We start from the raw sequence: 20,252 nt of genomic DNA, 5'->3' as shown, positions 1-20,252 counted from the left end.
GGTCCTCCCGCTAGAGCTTCTCCATTCCCCGAGCCGCCTCGGCCTGCTCGCGGACCGAGTCGAGCGTGGCGGACGGGTCGGTGGCGGCGACGGCCGCGTTGACCGCGCCCTCCAGCACCGGCGCGTCGGCGATGACGGCCTCCGCGTCGCTCATCTCGACGGCGACGTCGGCGTTCATCACCGCGCTCCCCAGGTCGACGAGGACGACGACCCCGTCGCCGTCGTCGGCGGCGTCGATGGCGTCTCCGATCGCGTCCGGGACGGTGCCGATCCCCCCCCGTCCGTCGCCGCCGACGGGCTCGATGCGGGTGTCGCCGGCCATCTCGGCGGCGACCTCGACGATCCCCTCGGCGGCGCGCTCACTGTGTGAGACGACGGCGAGGCCGACCATCAGTCGCCTCCCTCGCCGGCGTCGGGCGCGTCCGCCGCGTCGCCCGCGCCGCCCTCCGCCGCCTCGTCCGGAATCGTCGGCGAGGTCGCGTCGACGTCGGGGGTCTCGGCGTCGAGGGCGGCGGCGGCGACCGCGAGCAGCTCTTCGAGGATGTACAGCGTGCTCGTCGCACCGGGGTCCTGATGCCCCACCGACCGCCAGCCGAGGTAGGAGGCGCGGCCCTTCTTGGCCCGGATCGGGACCGTGAACGCGACGCCGCGCTCGGCCGCGTCGACCGCCTTCGCGAGCGCTTCGAGCGGCGGGAGGCCGTCCGTCTCGACCGACTTCTTGAACGTGTGGACCGCCGGGGTCAGCGCGTCGACCATCGTCTGGTCGCCCACCCGGGCGTCGCCGCGGTCCTCGACCTTCTCCAGGTAGGTCTCGGCGAACGCCACGGCGTTCTCGGCGGTGACCCCGCCGTCGAGCTCGGCGCTCGCGAACACGAGCGACCCGCCGAACAGGGGACCGGAGGCCCCGCCGACCTCGGCCATGAGCGTTTTCCCGACCGTCTTACAGACCGCTTGGGGGTCGGGATCGTCGAGGTCGCGGGCCGCCTCGGCGGCGGCCGCCCACCCGCGGGCCATGTTCCCGCCGTGGTCGGCGTCGCCGATGGCGGAGTCGAGTTCGGTGAGGTGCGCGCGCTCGTCTTCGATGCGCTCGGCGACCGCCTCGACGGCCGCGACGACGGCGGCGCCGTCGGAGGCGGCCTCGATCGGCTCGTCTCCGCTCATCGCGTCCGGGTGAGCGCGGGGGTGTCGGCCGGCGCGCCGAGCAGCTCCTTCAGCTCGTCGTCGACGGCGCAGACGGTGATCGACGCGCCGGCCATGTCGAGCGAGGTCATGTAGTCGCCGACCCACGCGTCCCACGCCTCCAGGTCGCGCTCGCCGAGCAGCTCCTGCAGCCGGCGGTTGACGACGAACAGCTCCATTTGCGGGGTCCCGCCCATCCCGTTGACGACCGTGAGCACCTCCTGGCCGGAATCGAGGTCGAGGTCGTCGAGGACGGCCTCCGTCAGCGCGTCGGTGATCTCGTCGGCGGGCATCTGCTCGGTGCGCTCGGTGCCGGGTTCGCCGTGGATCCCGATCCCGAGTTCGATCTCGTCGTCGCCCAGATCGAAGGTGGGTTCGCCCTTCTCGGGAGTGACACACGAGGTGAGCGCGGTGCCCATCGTGCCGACGTTGTCGATCACCTTCTCCGCGACGCGTTTGACCTCCGAGAGGTCGGCGCCCTCGGCGGCCTTCGCGCCGGCGGCCTTGTGGACGAGGATCGTCCCGCAGACGCCGCGGCGCCCGGAGGTGTACAGCGAGTCCTCGACGGCCACGTCGTCGTTCACCACGACGCTCTCGACCTCGACGCCCTCCATCTCGGCGAGCTCGATGGCGGTCTCGAAGTTCATCACGTCGCCCTCGTAGTTCTTGATGATCGCGAGGACGCCGTCGCCCGCGTCGCAGGCGTCGATCAGTTCCTCGAACTCGTCGGCGGTCGGCGAGGAGAACACGTCGCCCGCGGCCGCCCCGTCGAGCATGCCGTCGCCGATGTAGCCCGCGTGGGTCGGCTCGTGGCCGCTCCCGCCGCCCGTCACGAGCGCGACCTTCCCGTCTACCGGCGCGTCGTCGCGCACGACCACCTGCGTGTCGGGGAGCCGTCGGAGCCGGTCCGGGTACGCCGCGGTCATCCCGTCCAGCATCTCGTCGACGACGTCGTCCGGGTCGTTGATCAGCTTCTTCATAATCAACGTCAATGACACTCTCTGTTCCATTAAAGATGTTCCCCCGGGGGGTCAGCGGTCGTCGATGGAGCGGTCGTCTCGCCGCAGCGACGCCTACCCGTCCAGTTCGTCGACGATCCGATCGCGGATGTCCCCGGCGTCGACGGGCGCCCACGCCTCGATGTCGTAGGTCACGTCGGCGAGGACCTCCAGCCGCTCCGCGTCGCCCGCTCCGATCGCGGTCACCGCGTCTTCGGACAGCCGCTCTACCACCGCCTCGGAGAGCGTCTCGCGGTCCACGTCGCGCTCGGGAACGTCGAGGATGTGCGGGAGGTCCTCGGCGTCCGCCGGCAGCGAGGGGAACGCCGCCGGGCCGACCGCGAGGGCGACCGCGTCGGCGTTGTCGGTGTCACCCTCCTCGTCGAGGCCGGCGGGATCAGCCACCGCTTCCGGCGCGCCCCCCGCTCCGGCCTCAGAGAGCGCCGCGGGCGGCGCGGGGACGAGCGCGTACTCCGCGACCGCGACGTCGATGGCGGCGGCGATGGCGTCGTCGTCGACCTCGGAGCGCCGTTTGAAAGCGAGCTCCGAGAGCGCCTCCGACAGCTCCTCGCGGGTGAGCCACTCGAACAGGTCGACGACGCCGGCGAGGTCGTCGCGGGCGGCGACGCTGGGAGCGTCGCCCTCGGACCCGTCGGGCCGGTCTCCCATCGGTCAGTCCTCCCCCGGCGCCGCGTCGGCGCTCGGGTCCGCGGGTCGCACGCGGTCGGCCTCCCCCGGCTTTCGGCTCGCCCGTCTCGAGCCTCCCTCCCGCACGGCCGCGAGGTCGGCCCGCGCCGCGTCGGCGACCTCGGCGGGCGTGACGGGAGCGTCGCGCCACGCCGGCAGGCGGGTGTCCGGTCCCGGCTCGCCGAGCGCGTCGGCGTACGTCTCGACCTGATCGCGTTCGGCCGTGCGGTCGTAGTCGAGGTCGTTGAACGCGGCGTCCGTCTCGTAGCCGCGGATCAGCCCGCCGGCCGCCTCGCGGTAGCGGTCGGCGAGCGCGTCGTACTCGACCGCGACGCCGGCGCCCTCGACCGCGCGCAGGGTCGCCTCGCCGACCGCCCGACTCATGTCGGCGAGCCCGGTCGGGCCGTCGACGGAGCGGTGGTCGTGCTCGTACCGCCCCAGATCCACCTGCGCGCTCTCGGCGAAGCCGGCGTGCGCGAACGCCTCGCCGAGGGTCCCGACCTCCAGCCCCCAGCCGCGCTGGACGCGGAGCCGCGAGACGAGGTCGGTCGTCGCCGCGAACTCCCCGGCGAGCGCGTAGCGGAACGCGTCGAGGTACTCCAGAACACCGGGATCGCGGCGCTCGGTCGCGTCGGCGAGCGCGCGGACCAGCGGTCTGAAGAACAGCCGGAACAGCCGCCCGTACAGCGACCCGTCCTCGACGCGGGCGTAGTACCCCTTCGAGAAGTCGTGACCGCGCGCGAGCGGGAACAGCAATCGGTTGACGAAGGCGGGCGAGTAGGTCTTCGTGTCGGCGTCGTGGACGACGACGAACTCCTCCTCCAAGGCGCGGCCGAGCCCGAGCCACACGTCTCGGCCCTTCCCGCGGTCCCCGTCGAGCCCGCGAGCCGCGAGCAGATCCGTGAGCCGCGGCCCGCCGCACCAGAGCGGCTCCACGCTCACGTCGAAGCCGTCGAGCCAGTCGGCGAAGGGCCCGACGCGCTCGGCGGGGGCGCGGAGGGGAACGACGACGCGGGCGGGATCGACCGTCTCCAGCGCCGTCAGGACCCGATCGGCCGCGAGCGTCCCGTACTCGCGCTCCGTCATCGGCACGACGACCGCCGCTCGGCCGGTCGGGGCGTCCGGCCGGTGGTCGGTCAACGCGTGCAGCGTGGTCACGCGCTCTTGAACGTACTCCATCTATCCGTTACACGGGCGGGACGCCCTAAATAGGTGCGATACCCGTGCTCCCGTGCCGGTCCGGCGGGGAGCCGTCGATCGAACCGCGGGGAGGACCGGTCAGGCCGCGTGCTCCGTGTCCGCGGCGCCCCCGGGAACCCGACCGAGCCGCTCCAGAACCGCGTACGCGACGACGACGAGCGCGAGTCCCCCCGCGAGCGAGAGGAACACCGCGTCGTAGCCGGCGCCGGCCTCGATCGCCTCGCCGACGACCCACGAGCCGGCCGCCTGCGTCGTCATCATCCCGGCGGAGAAGACGGCGTACGCCGACGCCCGCGACTCGTCCGGCAGCGACGCGAGCAGGTAGGTGTCGCCGGCGGGAAACAGCATGTGGATCGTGAAGCCGACGACGACGCTGGCGGCGACGACTGCGGCCACCCCCGAGGAGGCGACCACGAGGACGACGCCGCCGAGGAACGTCGACACGATCCCGAGCAGGTACGGGATATGCGGGAGCCGGTCGGCGAGGTCGCCGGAGACGAGGAACGCCGGGACGCCCGCGGCGAAGATCACCGTCAGCAGGTTCCGCGCGGTCGACGGCGGAAGCCCCTTGTCGATCATGTACAGCTCGTAGAAGTTGAACAGGCCCTGCCAGACGAAGCTCGTGAGTCCCATCAGCACGACGCCCGCCAGAATCAGTTTCCACTCCGTGAGCACGCCGGCGACGAAGTCGGTGTCGCCCGCGCCGGCGTTCGGGAGGTCCGTCCGACGGGCGAAAGCGGCGAAGACGACGGTGGAGGCGGCGGCGGCGGCGGCGAGCCCGTAGAAGGCGAACCGCCAGTCGTACCAGAGCGCGACCGTGACGACCGGCGCGGCGGCGACGGCGGCGAGCTGGCTCGCCATCCCGTGGACGCCCATCACGCGCCCGACACGGGTCGGGAACAGCTCCGCGATGAGCGGGTTCGCGGCGACGAAGTAGACGCCGGACGCCAAGCCGATCGCGAACGTGGCGAGCATCAGCGTCGGCACGCCCGGCGCGAGCGCGACGCCGAGCGCGCCGAGCGTCAGCATCGCCCCCGAGACGAGGACCACGAACTGCCGGGAGAAACGCGTGAGCGCCCAGCCCGCCGGGAGCCGCGGGGCCGCCGAGCCGAGCCACGCGAGCGTGACGATCAGTCCCGCGGTCCCCTCGCCGATCGCGAACTCGCCGATGAACTCGCCCACGAGCGGTGCGAACACGACCCGCGCGAAGTTGGCGAGGAAGACGATCGCACACAGCGACCCGAACAGCCGACTCCGTGACACGGGCGTCGTTGTCGGCGGCGGGAGACAAGGGTTGCGAAAGCGACCCGTCCGATCGATCCGAGGTGTCCGACCGGCGTCGTACGGGGTTTTTATACGGTCACGCGATCAACTTCGAGCCATGAAATCGACGCGGAAGGGGCTTCGCGACGGCGACCTGTTCAAGGACACCTACGAGCGGCTGAACTGTGCCGACTGCGAGAAAGTCCTTAAAAAGAAGAACGACCCGGACGAGGTGTTCTCCGTCCGCGTCTGCCCCGAGTGCGAGGCCACGTTTAAAGAGCTGCGCTGACGCCTCTCGGTCTCTCGTCGCACCGTCATCGAAACCGGCGTCACCGCTCCCCCGCTTTTCTCGTTCGCCCGAGTGTTCCCTCTTCTCTCCCGGTACGGGAGGTCTACGACCCGATCGCGTCGCTGATCGACGCCAGTACGGGGGCCGCCTCCTCGGTGACCAGTTCGATCCACCGGTACGTCCCGAACGCCTCGACGACGGCGCGAACCCGGGGATCGCTCCGCGCCAGCGCGGCGTCCCGCTCGTCGAACAGAGACCGGAACCGGCCCCCGAGCCAGCGCGCCAGCGGGTTCGGGTTCGTCGAGAGCAGTTCCACCGACCGGATCGCGGCGTCGCGGGCATCCTCGATATCGGCGGTGTCCGCCGGAAACATCGTCTCCCCGCCCTCGATCCGTACAGCGAGGGCGTCGAGCGCGCGGAGCCGAACCCGAGCGAGCGCCGTTCGGGTGAGCGCCGTCGCCGGGTGATCCGGGGTCCAGTCGTCGATCGGGACCGGATCGAACCGGAGGTCCTCGAAGGTCCGGTAGCTCGCGCGAGACAGGAGCGAGACGCTGGGCGCGTCGCGCGCGACCGGCCGGTCGTCGAGGAACGCGTCCGCCCCGGGAATCCCTCTGAGTCGGTCGGTGTCGCCGCCGTGAAGCTCCCGAAGCCGGTCGCCGATCGCGCCCCCGAGACGCTCGGCCGCCCGGCGAAGCGGCGCGTCGACCGCCTGGGGCTCCGCGAGCGACTCCCGGTATCGGTCGCGGAGGTGCCGACCGACCTCGACGTGCGACTGCACCCGTTCGATGTCGCCGACGGTCTCCCCGGCTCGAAGGGGGTTCGCGCTGTCCGCGACGCCCGCGGACCCGCCGACGAGGTCCCGGCGGCGCGCCGTGTCGAGCCGGCGCTCGATCGGGCCGTACACCCCCGCTCCGGCGAGGGGGTCCGACGCGGTCCCGGGGAGAGTCTCCAGCGTCTCGGCGGCCCGATTCCGGACGGTCCCCACATCCGCGGTCACCGCTCCCGGGTCGCCCTCGGTCGTCACGCCCGCCCACGTGCCGGCCGCGGTCGCGGCGTGGCCGCGCGCGGTCGCAAAGCGCTCCGCTCGCCGGTGCGGCGTGAGCGACTCCCCGGGCGCGGGGAGCGCGTCGCGGGCGGCGTCGCGCGCCCCCGTGATCCGCTCGCGGATCGCCCCGTTCGGGAGCGTCTCCGCAGTCAGCGGGTCGGGGACCGGTCCGAGCAGTCGGTCGACGCGGTCGGCGAGCGCCGCCGAGACCTCGGTCTCGATCGAGACGGGGACGAGCCGCGGGCGGTCGGGAACGGGCGTCCCGATCGCTCTCGACGCCCCGCTCGTGTCGAGCGACGGGGGGTCGTCCCAGAACCCTCGGCCGCGGTCGCGGTCGCCGTCGAGACAGCCGCCGAACGCCAGCGCGCCGGCGGCCGCCAGCGCGCCGCGGCGGGTGAGGCGTCGCGTCACGAGCCGTCACCCCCGGTCTCGCCGCTCGTCGCTTCGGCGTCCGCCGCCCCGTCGTCGCCGGTCTCGCCGTCCCCGGTCTCGCCGTCCCCGGTCCCGCCGAGCGCCGCGTCGCTCCCCGGGACGGTCGCGTTCGCGTCGATCCGGTCGTACCCCGTCCCGACGGCCCGGCAGGGGGAGTGCCCGCTCGATCCGGACCCGGAGAGCGGCGACCGAAGCGCGGCGGGCAGCCGGAAGAGGAGCCCGACCGCGTCGCGCGCGTCGGCCTCGCAGGCCGCGTCGGGCGGTCGGAGCTCGCGGCAGTACCCGTACTCGACGTGGCCCGGCTCCCACGAGACCGACCGGATCCGGAACCGGTAACACGACCTGATCCCGGCGCGGGCGACGAACACCGTCTCCGTCTCGTAGTCGGTGTCGTCGAGGAACGACCGGACCCGCGAGCGGTCCGCCTCGGCGACGCCCGGGGCGACCGTCAGCTCGGCCGCCCGGTCGGCGTTCGTCACGAGTTCGCGCCCGATCGGGGCGGGGTCGGTGTCGCCGGTCTCGTCGTTCTCGCTGTCAGCGTCGCCATCACCGTCGCTCTCGACGGCGAGGTCGACGAGGGCCGCCTCGCCGCCGGGGTTCCGGACCTTCAGCACGGTCGGATCGCCGTCTCTGCCAGCGGTCGATGTCGATTCGGACGCCGGACCCGAGTCGTCGCCACGTCGCGTCTCGGTGCCGAGACAGCCGCCGAGCGCGAGCGCACCGAGCGACGCGCTCCGGAGGAGGGCTCGCCGCGTGGGGGACATGACGCCGGCTTGGGCCGGTCCCGACAAACGTCTTTTGCCGGCCCGGTCGTCGCCCGATACTCACTCGAACACCGCGTCGAACGCCGACGCGCCGAGGGGGTCGAAGGTTCCGGCGGCGACGTTCTCGCGGAGGTGGTCGACGTCGCTCGCGCCGACGAGCGAGGAGGTGACCCCCGGCGCGCTCCGAGCGAAGTTGAGCGCGCGCTGGGCCGGGGTCTCGCCCGCGAGCGTGGCGTCGACGTCGGCCGGGATCGCGCCCTCGACGGCGAGTTCGCCCTGTCCGATGCTCGCGCTCGTCACCACGGAGAGCCCGGCCTCGTGGGCGAACTCCAGGGTGGAGATCGGCTCCGCGTCGGGGTCGCCGTCGGAGTCGCCGCCGGGCGAGCGCTGGTTCCGCCGCGTGAACGCGTCCGCCATCGCGACGTTGAAGGGGAGTTGGACCGCCTCGAACCCGTGGTCGTCGCCGGGACCGACCGCCTCGCCGGCGGCCTCGGCCCGCGAGAGCACCTCGGCGAGCGAGAGGTACCGCTCGTCGCCCTCGGCGACGCGGAACGCGTCCCACGTCGCGACGCCGTAGGCCCCGACGTCGCCCGCGGCGCGCCGGCGCTCCAGGAGCTCGAAGGCGGCCTCGAGTTGATCGTACACCGCGTCCCGCGAGCGCGTCGCCAGCTGCGTCTCCGGGTTGTGGACGTAGTAGCAGTCGACCGCGTCGAGCCCGAGCCGGTCCAGCGACCGGTCGAGCGACCACTCCAGGTACTCCGGCGCGATCGCGTGCGCCCCGTTTGCGAGGTCGTCGGGCGCGACGATCCCGGGCTCGACGAACCGCTCGCGGACGAATTCGGCGGGGTCGTCGGGGCGGTCGCCGTCGAACGGGAGGAACCCGCCCTTCGTCGCCACGACGACCGCGTCGCGGTCGATCGGGGAGTTCCGGAGCGCCTCGCCGACGACGCGCTCGGCGCGCCCGCACCGGTAGTTGACGGCGGTGTCGACGTGGTTCACGCCGGAGCGGAGCGCGAGGCCGATCGCCTCGCGGTAGGCGTCGTCGACGGCGAGGGTGGGGTCGCCGAGGTAGGTGCCGATCCCGATACTGGAGGCCACGCCCGGGCCGAACCGCCGGAAGTAGGTGCGCCCGAAGGCGTCGCCGAACTCGTCGCGGTAGTCCCAGAGGGCCTCGCGGGTCGCCATATGCGTCCGGGTAGTCTCCTTGCGGGTAAAAGTCGCGCGGGAAGCCGTCTCGCGGGGATCACCCCTCGCTCGTCGTCACCCGGTAGCGGTCGCCCCGGAACTCGTACGTCCGGACGTCGTCGAGCCTGAACGGCGGGATCGAGTCGCTGAACTCCTCCAGTCGGACCCGGTCGGCGTCGCGTTCCCGGCTCAGCGCGACGGCGTCGCGCAACTGGTCATTCCGAACGACCTGCTCGACGATGACTCGCTCCGCGTCGGCCTCGGTGTCGTCGGTGCGTTCGAGGACGAACGCGTCCGGTCGGTCGTCCTCGCCGTCGGGCTCGCCACGCGTCGACCGGGCGACGAGCGTCTCACCGTCCCACTCGGTCTCCGCGATCGCCGCCGTCGGCGTCAACCGCAGCGGGTCGGCGTCCAGTTCGAACCCCGCCGCGAGTGCGATGGGATCCTCGTAGGAGCCGGCCGCGAACCACCCGTCGGTCCCGAACGCGTAGTGCCCGCCGCCGAGGCCGGCGAGCGTGAGCGATTCCGTCCCCTCCACGCGCTCGACCGAGTCGCCGTCGCCGACGCGACCGGTCGCTACCGTTACGGTCCACGTGTGGTCGTCGCCGGCCGCCAGCGGTGTCAGCGGCTCCGGCCAGGACTCCGGGGCGATGTAGTACCAGTCGCCGTCCACGCGCTTGTACAGCTGCCAGTGATAGTAGTTGGTCTCGAACCGCCGTTCGCTCCGGTTTCGGAGCGTGAACTCGGCCGGTCGGTCCGGCTGGACCGACTGGGTCTCCGGAACGAGAACGATCGGCAGCGCCTCGGGATCGACCGCCTCGTAGCAGACGACCCGTTCGGCGCTCTCGAACGGCGGGCACGCGTCCGAGGCGGTGTCCTCGGGGAACTCCGGGACCGACTGGGCCGAGTCGGACGGCGTCGTTTCGCCGTCGTCTCCCGTCGTCGCGTCGCCTTCGTCCGTGTCGTTCGACTCGCCCGGCCCGTCTACACAGCCGGCGAGGAGGACGCCACCGGTCGCACAGATGGACGACAGGACGCGTCTTCGGGAGGGCCGAACCCGTCTTCGGGAGGGCTGAACCATGTCGTTTCGCTCCCGACGGTATCGGCATATGTCTTCTGTCCCGATCGCCGCGGAAGCGGCCCCTCACCGAACAGCCGTCTCGTGTCGCGTTCGGTCGCGTTCGAAGGACGTGTCAGACGCTCGCATGACGCCGACGCAACGACTATACGTCGTCCGAGAGACCCTGAACCAATGGGCTCGCTCACCGACCACCTGTCCGATCTCGTCGAGGACGCCGACGCGGTGCTGCTGTTCTCGCCGACCAGTTCGTTCCACGATCGGTTCGAGGACGGCGACACGGAGGTCATCGTCGTCGCGCCAGACAACGACGTCGACGCCGAGGTGTTCGTCGAGCTCCCGCTTCCGTTCGACAACGTCAAAGACCGGATCCGGTTCGGGCTCGAGGGGGCGATGGACGCCGACCTCGTTTCCGAGGGCGACGAGGTCGTCTGTATCGCGTCCGTCTTCGACGGCGGGTCGGACGCGGTGATCCGCGTCACCGTCGACGAGACGGTCCACACCGGGATCTACGACCTCTTCGTCAACTCGCGGGCCGAGCCGAGCGTGATCCGCGACGTGTTCGAGGTCGCGATCGAACTCGGACAGAAGGGACAGAAGGGGAAGCCGGTGGGCGCGCTGTTCGTCGTCGGCGACGCGGGAAAGGTGATGAACAAGTCCCGCCCGCTGTCGTACAACCCCTTCGAGAAGTCGCACGTCCACGTCGGCGACCCCATCGTCAACGTGATGTTAAAGGAGTTCTCGCGGCTCGACGGCGCGTTCGTCGTCTCCGACTCCGGGAAGATAGTCTCCGCGTACCGCTACCTCGAACCCGGCGCGGAGGGCGTCGACATCCCGAAGGGGCTCGGCGCGCGCCACATGTCCGGCGCCGCGATCACCCGCGACACCAACTCGACGTCCATCGTGCTCTCCGAGTCGGACGGGCTCGTGCGGGCGTTTAAGGCGGGAGAACTCGTCTTGGAGATCGATCCGGAGGAGTACTGATCCCCATGTCAGCGGTACCGACGCCCCTCTCCGAGTTCGCCGCGGGGGTCCCGGAGCGGATCTGGCTCGCCCTGTTCGTGCTGCTGTTCGGGCTGGTGGCGGCGTACATCGTCGGCGTGATCAACCGCCGCCTGCTGACGCGCGCCGGGGTCCCGGAGGTGATCGAGGGGACCGCCTTCGAGCGCACCGCCCGCGAGTTCGACACCTCGACGGTGCGGATCTTAGCGAAGCTGTCGAGCTACTTCATCCTCGCCGTCGCCGTCATCGTCGCACTCACGGTCGCCGAAGTGAACTACCTCGAACAGTTCTGGTCGGGCGTCGCCGCGTTCCTCCCGCGGCTCTTCGTCGCCGTCGTCGTCCTCATCGTCGGGATCGTCGTCGGCGACAAGGCGGAGCTGCTCGTCGCCGAGCGGCTCCGCGGGATCAAGCTCCCCGAACTCGGCGTGCTGCCGCCGCTCGTGAAGTACAGCGTCGTGTACGTCGCCGCCCTGATCGCGCTCGGACAGGTCGGGGTCCAGACCCTCGCGCTGATCGTGCTGTTGGGGGCATTCGCGCTCGCGGTCGTCCTCTTCGCCGCGCTCGCGACGAAGGACCTCGTCGCGAGCGCGGCGGCCGGAGTGTTCCTCCTGCTCCGGCAGCCGTACGTGATCGGCGACGAGGTGCGTGTCGCCGGCGAGCGCGGCATCGTGCAGGAGGTCGACCTGTTCGTCACTCGCATCGAGGCCGACGGCGAGGAGCACGTGGTGCCGAACCACTCGGTGTTCCGCGACGGCATCGTCCTCATTCGAGAGTAGCGACCGACCCGAATGCAGACCCCCCGTGGCTTCCTCCTCCCGCCCCGTTCCCACGCTGTGGGAGCAGCTATCACGATATAACCCCGTGGGCGACCGACCGTCACCCATGAGCCACGACGCCACCGCCGCCTGCGACGGTTGGGACGGCAGCGAGTGCGAGGGGACGGTCCACTGTCCGCCGCGCTGTCCGCGCTTCGTGGACAAGCAGGGGGCTCGGTGGACGCTCCGCCCCGCGATGCGCGAGGACGCCGCGGCCCTCTCGGAGATGTACGAGGGGTTCGGGACGGCGGACCGCGCGCAGGGACTCCCGCCGGTGACCCGGAGCCGCCGGGCCGACTGGATCGAGTCGATGCTCGCCGAGGGGAGCAACGTCGTCGCCGAGCGCGACGGCGAGCTGTTCGGTCACGCCATGTACACGCCGACCGACGCGGCCCGCCCCGAACTCGCCGTCTTCGTCCATCCCGAGATGCAGGGGCGCGGCGTGGGGACGGAGCTCTGTAAACACGTCATCGCCGACGCCGCCGCCGGGGGGCGCGAGGGGCTCGAGCTCCACGTCGAGAGCGGGAATCGGGTCGCGCGGAGCGTCTACCGGTCGGTCGGCTTCGAACTCGTCGACCGCAGGGGCGACCTCCGAATGTCGCTCGACCTCGACGACCCGATCGCGACCGAGGTCCGCTGGCCGCCGCTCGCACGCGAGGGGCCGGCCGAGCCGCTCCCGCGGGAGCCGATCCCGATCGAATTCGACGGGGCGCGAGTCGTCGGCGCCGACGACTAGGGGCGGTCGGTTCCGTCGAAACACCCAGAAAGAGACGCGGTCGTTCCGGTCCCGGTCGACACAGAGACAGCGGTGAGCGATTGCGGGAGTACGTGAACCACTGTGAGCATCGGTTATTTATAAGTGAACGAGCGGTGTTTCTGGCGGCGATTTATCGCCGTCGACAACGCGGTGAACACCCCAAAGCCCCAGCCGTGAGGCGGGCGCCCCTTCGAGTCCCACCCGCCCGCAACCGCACCGCAGCCTCACGCTTCCCCAGCCTCGTCGGCCCCCGTCGCTTCGCTCCGGTCGGCCGACTCCCTCGCACGGCGCTCTCGTCGGCGGCTTCGCCGCCGGCTGTCAGAGGGACCTTCGGTCCCTCGCTACTCGCGCCCTCTGGGCGCTCGGAGACGCGCGCCACCGCCGCGCCGCGCTCATTTATAAGTGATCGGCGAACTCGCTCGCGGCTGTTTAAACGTCGTCTCGCCACCACCAGACTGCAACATCAACTCCCAATATCGATCAAGAGACCATCGTTCAACGACCAGCCGTTTAACACAAAATACATCCGAAGACGGGGATTTCAACGGACCCAGACATTCAGATCGTGTGACGCACGGGGGATCCTCCCGAACACGTACCGCCCCGACCGCAACGATTACGCCCGGCCGACTCCACGCTACCGTAGCCGTGGAGGACGCCATCGAGTGGCTGCGGAACCGACCGTTCTACGAGGGACAGATCGCGGAGCATCGCCGCCTGCCCGCCCGCGAGCCGGCGTACCGCGATATCGACCTCGCCCCCCGGATGGCCGACGCGCTCGCGAAGGAGGGGATCGACCGCCTCTACCGCCACCAGGCCGAGGCGATCGAGGCGGTCCGCGACGGCGACGACGCCGTGCTCGCCACCGAGACCGCGAGCGGGAAGTCGCTGGCGTACACCGTCCCCGCCTTCGAGGCGGCGATGGACCACGGGGGCCGGACCCTCTACGTCGGCCCCCAGAACGCGCTGATCGCGGATCAGGAGGAGGGCCTGAGCGACTTCGCTCACGGGCTCGGCTTCGGCAGCGGCGTCTCCGTCGAGTCGTACACCGGGCGGCTCTCGCGGTCGGAGAAGCGGGAGGTGCGCGACCGGGAGCCGACCGTGTTGCTGTCGAACCCGGACATGCTCCACTACGCGCTGCTCCCGTACGCCGGGCGCCTGTGGGACTGGTTCTTCTCGTCGCTGGAGTACGTCGTGATCGACGAGGTCCACAGCTACCGCGGCGTGTTCGGCTCGCAGGTCGCGCTGACGCTGCGCCGGCTCGCGCGGACTTGCGAGCGGTTCGGGTCGAGCCCGCAGTTCGTCTGCTGTTCGGCGACGATCAACAACCCCGTCGAACACGTCGCGACCGTGACCGGCCGCGACCCGGAGGGGATCGCCCTGATCGACGAGGACGCGTCGGGCCGCGGCCCCCGCGACTGGGTGCTGTGGAACCCCCCGGAGTACGACGACGACTGGCGGGAGCGCGGGAGCGGCCGCCGGAAGTCGAGCCACGCGGAGAGCAAGCGCCTCTTCTGTGATTTGGTGACGGCGGGCGAACAGACCTTGGCGTTCACGCGGGCCAGACAGACCGCGGAGCAGTACGCGACGGACAGCGCGAGCGACCTCCGGGAGCGGGGCGAGCGCGACCTCGCGGGGACGGTCGGCGCGTATCAGGCCGCCCTGACCGACGACCGGCGCCGCGAGATCGAGGCGGACCTCCACTCCGGCGACCTCCGCGGCGTCTGGTCGACGAGCGCCCTCGAACTCGGCGTCGACGTGGGCGGGCTCGACGCCGTTATCCTGGACGGCTACCCCGGCACGCGGATGTCGGCGTACCAGCGCGCGGGACGGGCGGGCCGCGGCGACGACCCGGCCCTCGTGGTGATGGTCGGCGGCGAGGACCAGCTCGACCAGTACCTGATGCGTAACCCGAGCGACTTCTTCGAGGCGCCGCCGGAAGACGCGATCTGCGACCCCGAGAACGGTCAACTGCTCCCCGGCCACGTCGCCTGCGCGGCCGACGAGAGCTGGCTCTCGCCCGACGACGAGCGGTTCTTCGGCGAGCCGTTCCCGAGCGTCGTCGCCGATCTGACCGACGAGGGGACTCTGGAGAGGCGTGAGGTCGCCGAGGGGATCCGGTGGACGCACGCCGGCTCGTCGAGCCCGCAGCAGTCGGTGAGCCTGCGGACCGCGGGGGACCGCGAGGTCGATCTGATCGACGCCTCGCGAAACGAGACGGTCGCCTCGCTCGGCTTCGCCGACGCGCTCCGGGACGCCCATCCCGGCGCGATCTACCACCAGCAGGGCCGGACCTACGAGGTGACGGAGCTCGACCTCGACCGCGACGTGGCCGAGCTGCAGTCGTCGTGGGCCGACTACTACACCCGGCCGCTCACCGAGAAGGACATCGTCGTGAACGAAGATCTCGGCGAGCGCGAGCTGTCGGCCCGCCCGGATGTACCCGTCAGATTCGCCGACGTGACCGTCACGGAGCGGATTACGGGGTTCGTCCGGAAGGACGCCAAGACCGGCGAATCGCTCGGCGAGTCGACGCTCGACCTCCCGGAGACGACGCTGCGGACGAAGGCGCTGTATTTCCCGGTGCCGGAGGATATCGAGTCGGAGATGCGCGCGCTCGGGAGTCGGAACTCGGACGGTGGCTCGGAGACGGCGACCGACGGCGGAGAGAGCGCGCCGGGCGGCGAACACGCCTTCAACGGCGGGATCCACGCGGCCGAACACGGGATCATCTCGCTGTTCCCGTTCCACCTCCTGTGTGACCGCGCCGACGTGGGCGGCATCTCGACACCGTACCACCCGCACACCGACGCGCCCGCGGTGTTCGTCTACGACGGCCACCCCGGCGGCGTCGGACTCACGCGCCGCGGTCACGAGCGGATCGAGGAGCTGATGGCCCGCACTGCGCGGCTGATCGACTCCTGCGACTGCGAAGGCGGCTGTCCGGCCTGCGTCCAGTCGCCGCACTGCGGGAACGCCAACGACCCGCTCGCGAAGCCGCCGGCGGTGCGGCTGCTGGAGGCGCTGACGGGCCGCGACGCGGAACCCTGACGACCCACCCAAAACCACTTGCTGCCGGCCACCGACCGATCCGTCGATGGGAATCGATCTCGACGACGCGGCGGATCCCGCGGCCCGGGCGATGGAGTGGCTCGTGTTGGGAGCGGCGTACTTCCTGCTCATCCTGTTTCTCATCGGCGTGTTCGACCTGTTCGTCTCGCTGTACCTGTTGGTCGCCGCCGGCGAGTTCACTGATCCGAACGAGGTCGTCGGGCTCCTCGACAGCGTGCTGCTCCTGCTGATCATCGTCGAGGTCCACCGGACGCTGCTGGCGTACGCCAAGGGGAAGCCCGTCCTCCGAATCGTCGTCAGCGCGTCGATTATCGCGGTCGCCCGGCGCGCCATCAGCTTCCGGCTGGAGGACTACGGCACGGGCGAGGAGACGATCCTCGCGGCGCTCGCGATCTCGGTGCTGGTCCTCGCGCTCACCGTCGGGTACTTCCTCCTCGATCGGGTGGAGGTCCCCGGCAGACCGGAGCTGTGAGTCGCCCGGACCTCCGGAGTCCGTGATCCGACCGCCGTCGGTGGTTTCACGGTCCTCGCACCCCTGTGGATCCCATGGAGCTGTTCTGGCACCGCCGGGACCTCAGAGTCGCCGACAACGTCGGGCTCGCGGCCGCGACGGGGACGCGCGAGGGCGATCGGGGACCGGCCGCACCCGTCTTCGTCTTCGACCCGGACGTGCTCGACCACGCGAGCGACGTGCGGGTCCGCCGCCTGCTCGACGGGCTCGCGGCGCTGCGGGGCGACTACCGCGAGCGCGGCAGCGACCTGCTCGTCGCCCGCGGCGACCCCGAGACCGTCCTCCCCGAGCTGGCCGACGCGCTCGACGCCGACCGCGTCGTCTGGAACCGGGACTACTCGGGGCTCGCTCGCGAGCGCGACGCCGGCGTCCGCACGGCCCTCAACGACGCCGAAATCGGGCGCGAGGCGCACCACGACGCGGTCCTTCATGACCCGGACTCGATCCGGACCAACGCCGGCGATCCCTACTCGGTGTACTCCTACTACTGGAAGAAGTGGACCGACCGCGAGACGGACGATCCGGCGCCGACGCCGGAGGCGAGCGACCTCGTCGATGCGGGCGACCTGACGGCAGCAGTGGGGACCGACGACGGCACCGAAACCGACCGCGTCGCCGTCGGCGACCTGCCCGCGCCCGCCGATCTGGGGTTCGCGGAGCCGGACGCCGAGGTGGGCCCCGCCGGCACCGCGGCGGCCCGCGACCGGCTCGACGCGTTCCTCGACGAGGCGGTGTTCGCCTACGAGGCGGAGCGCGACTACCCCGCCCGCGAGGCGACCTCCCGGCTCTCGGCCTTCCTGAAGTACGGCGAAATCGGGATCCGGGAGGCGTACGAGGCGACCGAGCGCGCGCTGGCGGCGGCCGAGTCCGGAGACCGCCCCGAGGAGCGCGTCGAGAGCGTCGCGGAGTTCCAGCAACAGCTCGCGTGGCGGGAGTTCTACGCGCAGGTGTTGTACCACAACCCCGAGGTGGTCACCGAGAACTACAAGACGTACGAGGAGGGGATCGCGTGGCGCGACGACCCCGAGGAGATCGCGGCGTGGAAGCGCGGCGAGACGGGGTACCCAATCGTCGACGCCGGGATGCGACAGCTCCGCGAGGAGGCGTTCGTGCACAACCGCGTGCGGATGATCGTCGCCTCCTTCCTCACGAAGGACCTGCTCGCGGACTGGCGGCACGGCTACGGCCACTTCCGAGAGAAACTGGTCGACCACGACACCGCCAACGACAACGGCGGCTGGCAGTGGGCGGCCTCCACCGGAACCGACGCCCAGCCCTACTTCCGAATTTTCAATCCGATGACGCAGGGGGAGCGCTACGATCCCGACGCGAAGTATATTACGGAGTACGTCCCCGAACTGCGTGGGCTCGACGCCGACCTGATCCACGAGTGGCACGAGCTATCGCCCACCCAGCGCGCGAACGCGGCGCCCGACTACCCCGCGCCGATCGTCGATCACTCCGACCGCCGCGAGGAGGCGTTGGCGATGTACAAGCGAGCGCGCGGCGAGGATCCGGAAGAGTAGCGGGTCACCGCGGTCGGCGGTGTTGACGCGGTTGCCGATCAGCCGTCGTCGGCCGAGGGCTCGCCTTCGGGCTCAACGGAGCAGCGGAGTCCGGAGGCTTGGTGTGAGGAACATCTGTACAGGCACAACCGTGCGAGGATCGCGAAGGGAAGCTCACCGAACCGGGGGCCGACCTATTCGGATCCGAACACCCCGGCGAACAGTTGTAGTTCCGCCTTCCGAAGGTGGGCGTGAAAGGTCGGGGCCGCGATATCCAGTGTTTCGGCGACCTCCTCGGCCGTACTCTGACGTGGCCAGTCAAAGTACCCCGCCTGATACGCCGCCGTGATCGCTTCCCGCTGCCGGTCGGTGAGGGATCTGAACAGTTCGTTTGGGTCCTCGGCCGGTTGCAGGGTCCGTTCGTGTTCTGTAACCGACTCGATTTTCAGTCTCCAGACGGCTCCGCGAAGTTGTGCGACGACCTCGTGAAGATCGGCGTCCGGTGGCGCCTCAACGACGACCCGACCCGTACCCTGATCGGCCCGGGCCGAACGGATCAAGGCACCCGTCGCGACGATCGCGTCCACGAGCGATGTGTCGGCGATCACACACTCCACGCGGTTCCACTGACCTTTGTCGCTCACGATGCGGGCCTCCTCGACCGTCGTTTCGAGAGCGGCGAAGACTTCCGATGCTGGCGCACCCTCGACATCGAGGTACAAAAGCCAGTTTTCCTCGAGCCGGATGTGGCTCACCATCCTGAGCGCGCAGTCGAGCTCTTCAGATATCCGCAGGAGAACCGATCGAGGGTCCTCGATCTGAAACGCGAGCTCGACGACGGTATCGGCAACCATGAGCGCCCGACGCCTGAGTGCGGTGATGAGAAATCCGATCACCCCGCCCAACGCCGCCAGACCCGCCCGCTCCTGCTTGCCATACGCATCCCGCCGGTCGGATCGAACTACTAGTACTCCGCTTGCGGCCGTTTCGTGGCTCAACGGGATTGCAAGAGCGGAGCCGACGGTGCCGCCGCCACCCACCGTGGCTCGGACGATATTCGTCTCGAACGCAGCTTGAGCCACGCTCGATGGCCGTCGGTGTTCACTTGCGGTGGAAGATTCCAATTCGGGCGTTAGATCTCCACCTCCGACAGAGAACCGACGTTGGAGCGACTCCCCGTCGACGTCTGGGGCGTATATCCCGGCGCTCTCGTACAGGTCCGAGGATGTCAGTCGGTCACAGACGGTCTCTTCGACCGTCTCTCGTGACGGGCACTCGACGACCTCCTGCGTGAGTCCGAATAGGAGTTCGGCGATCGCGGTTAAGGTGGTGTCCGTATCCCGGTTCGAGGGAGGAGCCATTTCATGCTCCTCTCCTCCCGTCGGTTCGTTCAGGATCACCAGAGCGGCCGAGGCTTGCCGATACCTGATCGGCGTGGCGACGAAGGTGACGATCCGTTCGCGAGTGTCAGGTCCGCTGAGCCGGAACTCGGTTACCTCGACGGCATTCCCCGTCTTAAGTACCTGATCGATCCGGCGCCGGATCTGCTCACAGTCCCGGTCGTGGACGAAGTCCCCGAGCGGCCGACCGAGAACCGCTTGTCGATTTTCCGCGCCCACGAACTCGACGGCAGCCGCGTTACAATGGAGGAACTCTCTGTTCTGCGCAACCACGGCGATGGGGGCTGATGCGGTGTCGATCGATTGCCGATCTCGAATCCCCCCGTGAACACGAACGGTCTCGTCGCTCTCACTGGGGTGGCCCGCGGCACTCCGACGAACGGCACAGATGATCTCGTCACCGGTCGTCCGCATCGATACTTCGACGGGCTCTGCACTGTTTCCCGGTCTGTGCGCGACCGCATCGCTCCGCCATACACCCTGTTCTTGCACCTGCTCGAGGACTTCCGCGGCGGGCATAGACGGGTTCTCGATCGCGTAGAGGCTGGGCCATGCCCGCCCGACGAGGGATGCCGCCGTCTCGTACCCATGGATGGTAGCGAGCGACTCGCTGGCGTACACGTAGTCGGTCCCCTTGAGGATTCCCACGCCCTCGAAAGACGGTTCCGGACCCCAAACTTGTGCCTGTCGCGTTTGGTTTAACATAAGTGACGCGGGTCTCCACCGTCGGTTGCGGCTCGTAAAGCGAGCGAGTGGGCGCCTTCGCACTGAACGGACCGCCTACGAGAAGCCGGAGATAGTCCCGTGGGGAAGGCCTCTTTCCAGTGCGTACTGGCTCGGAGCCGGCGGACGGGGTGTTCAATTTTCGCGGTGGGACGGTCACGGTCCGTCGGATCCGAACACCGATCATCGACCGGAATTCCCCTGCGGCCACACACCGTCTTTGGCTCGGAATACGTGGGTTGAGCTAGAGGAATTTTCATGGGGATCCATTTACTTTTTGAAAAGATTGGTATAAATATATTAGCATAGTAACGTCTCTGTACCTGTATGTTTGATAACGTATCACA

General features: G+C 70.2%; 18 protein-coding genes. 7 read left to right on the top strand and 11 right to left on the bottom strand.

Annotated elements, in window-relative coordinates; genetic code table 11:
• Positions 1-10 precede the first annotated feature (10 nt).
• The 6 genes from dhaM to FGL94_RS04300 form a co-directional block, all read right to left on the bottom strand.
• A complete protein-coding gene (gene dhaM, locus FGL94_RS04325) occupies positions 11-391 on the bottom strand; it encodes a dihydroxyacetone kinase phosphoryl donor subunit DhaM (RefSeq protein WP_144921273.1) in 381 nt (126 codons plus the stop codon).
• A complete protein-coding gene (gene dhaL, locus FGL94_RS04320) occupies positions 391-1,161 on the bottom strand; it encodes a dihydroxyacetone kinase subunit DhaL (protein WP_144921271.1) in 771 nt (256 codons plus the stop codon). Before dhaL ends, dhaM begins: the two co-directional genes overlap by 1 nt.
• A complete protein-coding gene (gene dhaK / locus FGL94_RS04315; protein WP_144921269.1) occupies positions 1,158-2,159 on the bottom strand; it encodes a dihydroxyacetone kinase subunit DhaK in 1,002 nt (333 codons plus the stop codon). The genes dhaL and dhaK overlap by 4 nt, the downstream gene beginning before the upstream one ends.
• 93 nt (positions 2,160-2,252) lie before the next feature.
• On the bottom strand, positions 2,253-2,846 hold the full coding sequence (locus tag FGL94_RS04310; RefSeq protein ID WP_144921266.1) for a DUF7109 family protein: 594 nt from the start codon (positions 2,844-2,846) through the stop codon (positions 2,253-2,255).
• Positions 2,847-2,849: 3 nt separating this feature from the next.
• A complete protein-coding gene (locus FGL94_RS04305; RefSeq protein WP_144921264.1) occupies positions 2,850-4,043 on the bottom strand; it encodes a glycosyltransferase family protein in 1,194 nt (397 codons plus the stop codon).
• Between the two features lie 99 nt (positions 4,044-4,142).
• Positions 4,143-5,327: an MFS transporter gene (locus FGL94_RS04300; RefSeq protein WP_144921262.1), complete on the bottom strand. Its 1,185-nt coding sequence runs from the start codon at positions 5,325-5,327 to the stop codon at positions 4,143-4,145.
• A gap of 118 nt (positions 5,328-5,445) precedes the next feature.
• On the opposite strand from FGL94_RS04300, the gene FGL94_RS18160 reads away from it, so the two are divergent.
• Positions 5,446-5,616 (top strand): HVO_0758 family zinc finger protein, encoded by a 171-nt coding sequence (locus FGL94_RS18160; RefSeq protein ID WP_008003086.1) that lies wholly within the window; start codon positions 5,446-5,448, stop codon positions 5,614-5,616.
• A 103-nt stretch (positions 5,617-5,719) separates the two neighbouring features.
• On the opposite strand, the gene FGL94_RS04295 is transcribed toward FGL94_RS18160, so the two are convergent.
• Genes FGL94_RS04295 through FGL94_RS18495 form a run of 4 tightly spaced genes read right to left on the bottom strand, consistent with a single transcriptional unit; the run spans position 5,720 to position 10,123 of the window.
• Positions 5,720-7,072 (bottom strand): hypothetical protein, encoded by a 1,353-nt coding sequence (locus FGL94_RS04295; RefSeq protein WP_144921260.1) that lies wholly within the window; start codon positions 7,070-7,072, stop codon positions 5,720-5,722.
• Complete coding sequence (locus FGL94_RS04290) at positions 7,069-7,857, bottom strand: hypothetical protein (RefSeq protein WP_144921258.1); 789 nt, start codon at positions 7,855-7,857, stop codon at positions 7,069-7,071. The genes FGL94_RS04295 and FGL94_RS04290 overlap by 4 nt, the downstream gene beginning before the upstream one ends.
• A 60-nt stretch (positions 7,858-7,917) precedes the next feature.
• Complete coding sequence (locus FGL94_RS04285) at positions 7,918-9,042, bottom strand: aldo/keto reductase (protein WP_144921255.1); 1,125 nt, start codon at positions 9,040-9,042, stop codon at positions 7,918-7,920.
• A 58-nt stretch (positions 9,043-9,100) separates the two neighbouring features.
• On the bottom strand, positions 9,101-10,123 hold the full coding sequence (locus tag FGL94_RS18495) for a hypothetical protein (RefSeq protein WP_206664909.1): 1,023 nt from the start codon (positions 10,121-10,123) through the stop codon (positions 9,101-9,103).
• A gap of 171 nt (positions 10,124-10,294) precedes the next feature.
• On the opposite strand from FGL94_RS18495, the gene dacZ reads away from it, so the two are divergent.
• From dacZ to FGL94_RS04250, 6 genes are all read left to right on the top strand, one after another.
• Positions 10,295-11,104 (top strand): diadenylate cyclase DacZ, encoded by an 810-nt coding sequence (gene dacZ / locus FGL94_RS04275; protein WP_144921254.1) that lies wholly within the window; start codon positions 10,295-10,297, stop codon positions 11,102-11,104.
• 5 nt (positions 11,105-11,109) lie between these two features.
• Positions 11,110-11,898 (top strand): mechanosensitive ion channel family protein, encoded by a 789-nt coding sequence (locus FGL94_RS04270; RefSeq protein ID WP_144921252.1) that lies wholly within the window; start codon positions 11,110-11,112, stop codon positions 11,896-11,898.
• Positions 11,899-12,004: 106 nt separating this feature from the next.
• Complete coding sequence (locus tag FGL94_RS04265) at positions 12,005-12,673, top strand: GNAT family N-acetyltransferase (protein WP_144921250.1); 669 nt, start codon at positions 12,005-12,007, stop codon at positions 12,671-12,673.
• 669 nt (positions 12,674-13,342) lie between these two features.
• Positions 13,343-15,745, top strand: coding sequence for a DEAD/DEAH box helicase (locus FGL94_RS04260; protein ID WP_144921248.1), 2,403 nt, complete (start codon positions 13,343-13,345; stop codon positions 15,743-15,745).
• A gap of 46 nt (positions 15,746-15,791) precedes the next feature.
• The gene (locus tag FGL94_RS04255; protein ID WP_144921246.1) at positions 15,792-16,238 is read left to right on the top strand and encodes a phosphate-starvation-inducible PsiE family protein; all 447 of its coding nucleotides are present in this window, start codon (positions 15,792-15,794) and stop codon (positions 16,236-16,238) included.
• A gap of 74 nt (positions 16,239-16,312) precedes the next feature.
• On the top strand, positions 16,313-17,803 hold the full coding sequence (locus FGL94_RS04250; RefSeq protein ID WP_144921244.1) for a cryptochrome/photolyase family protein: 1,491 nt from the start codon (positions 16,313-16,315) through the stop codon (positions 17,801-17,803).
• A gap of 173 nt (positions 17,804-17,976) precedes the next feature.
• Here FGL94_RS04250 and FGL94_RS04245 read toward each other — a convergent pair whose 3' ends face one another.
• Positions 17,977-19,830, bottom strand: a complete 1,854-nt coding sequence (locus FGL94_RS04245; protein ID WP_186313329.1) for a bacterio-opsin activator domain-containing protein — start codon at positions 19,828-19,830, stop codon at positions 17,977-17,979.
• Positions 19,831-20,252: the final 422 nt, after the last annotated feature.

Source organism: Halorubrum salsamenti (assembly GCF_007671685.1).
GTDB classification, from domain to species: Archaea; Halobacteriota; Halobacteria; order Halobacteriales; family Haloferacaceae; genus Halorubrum; species Halorubrum salsamenti.
This window is presented reverse-complemented; position numbering and strand designations above follow the sequence as displayed.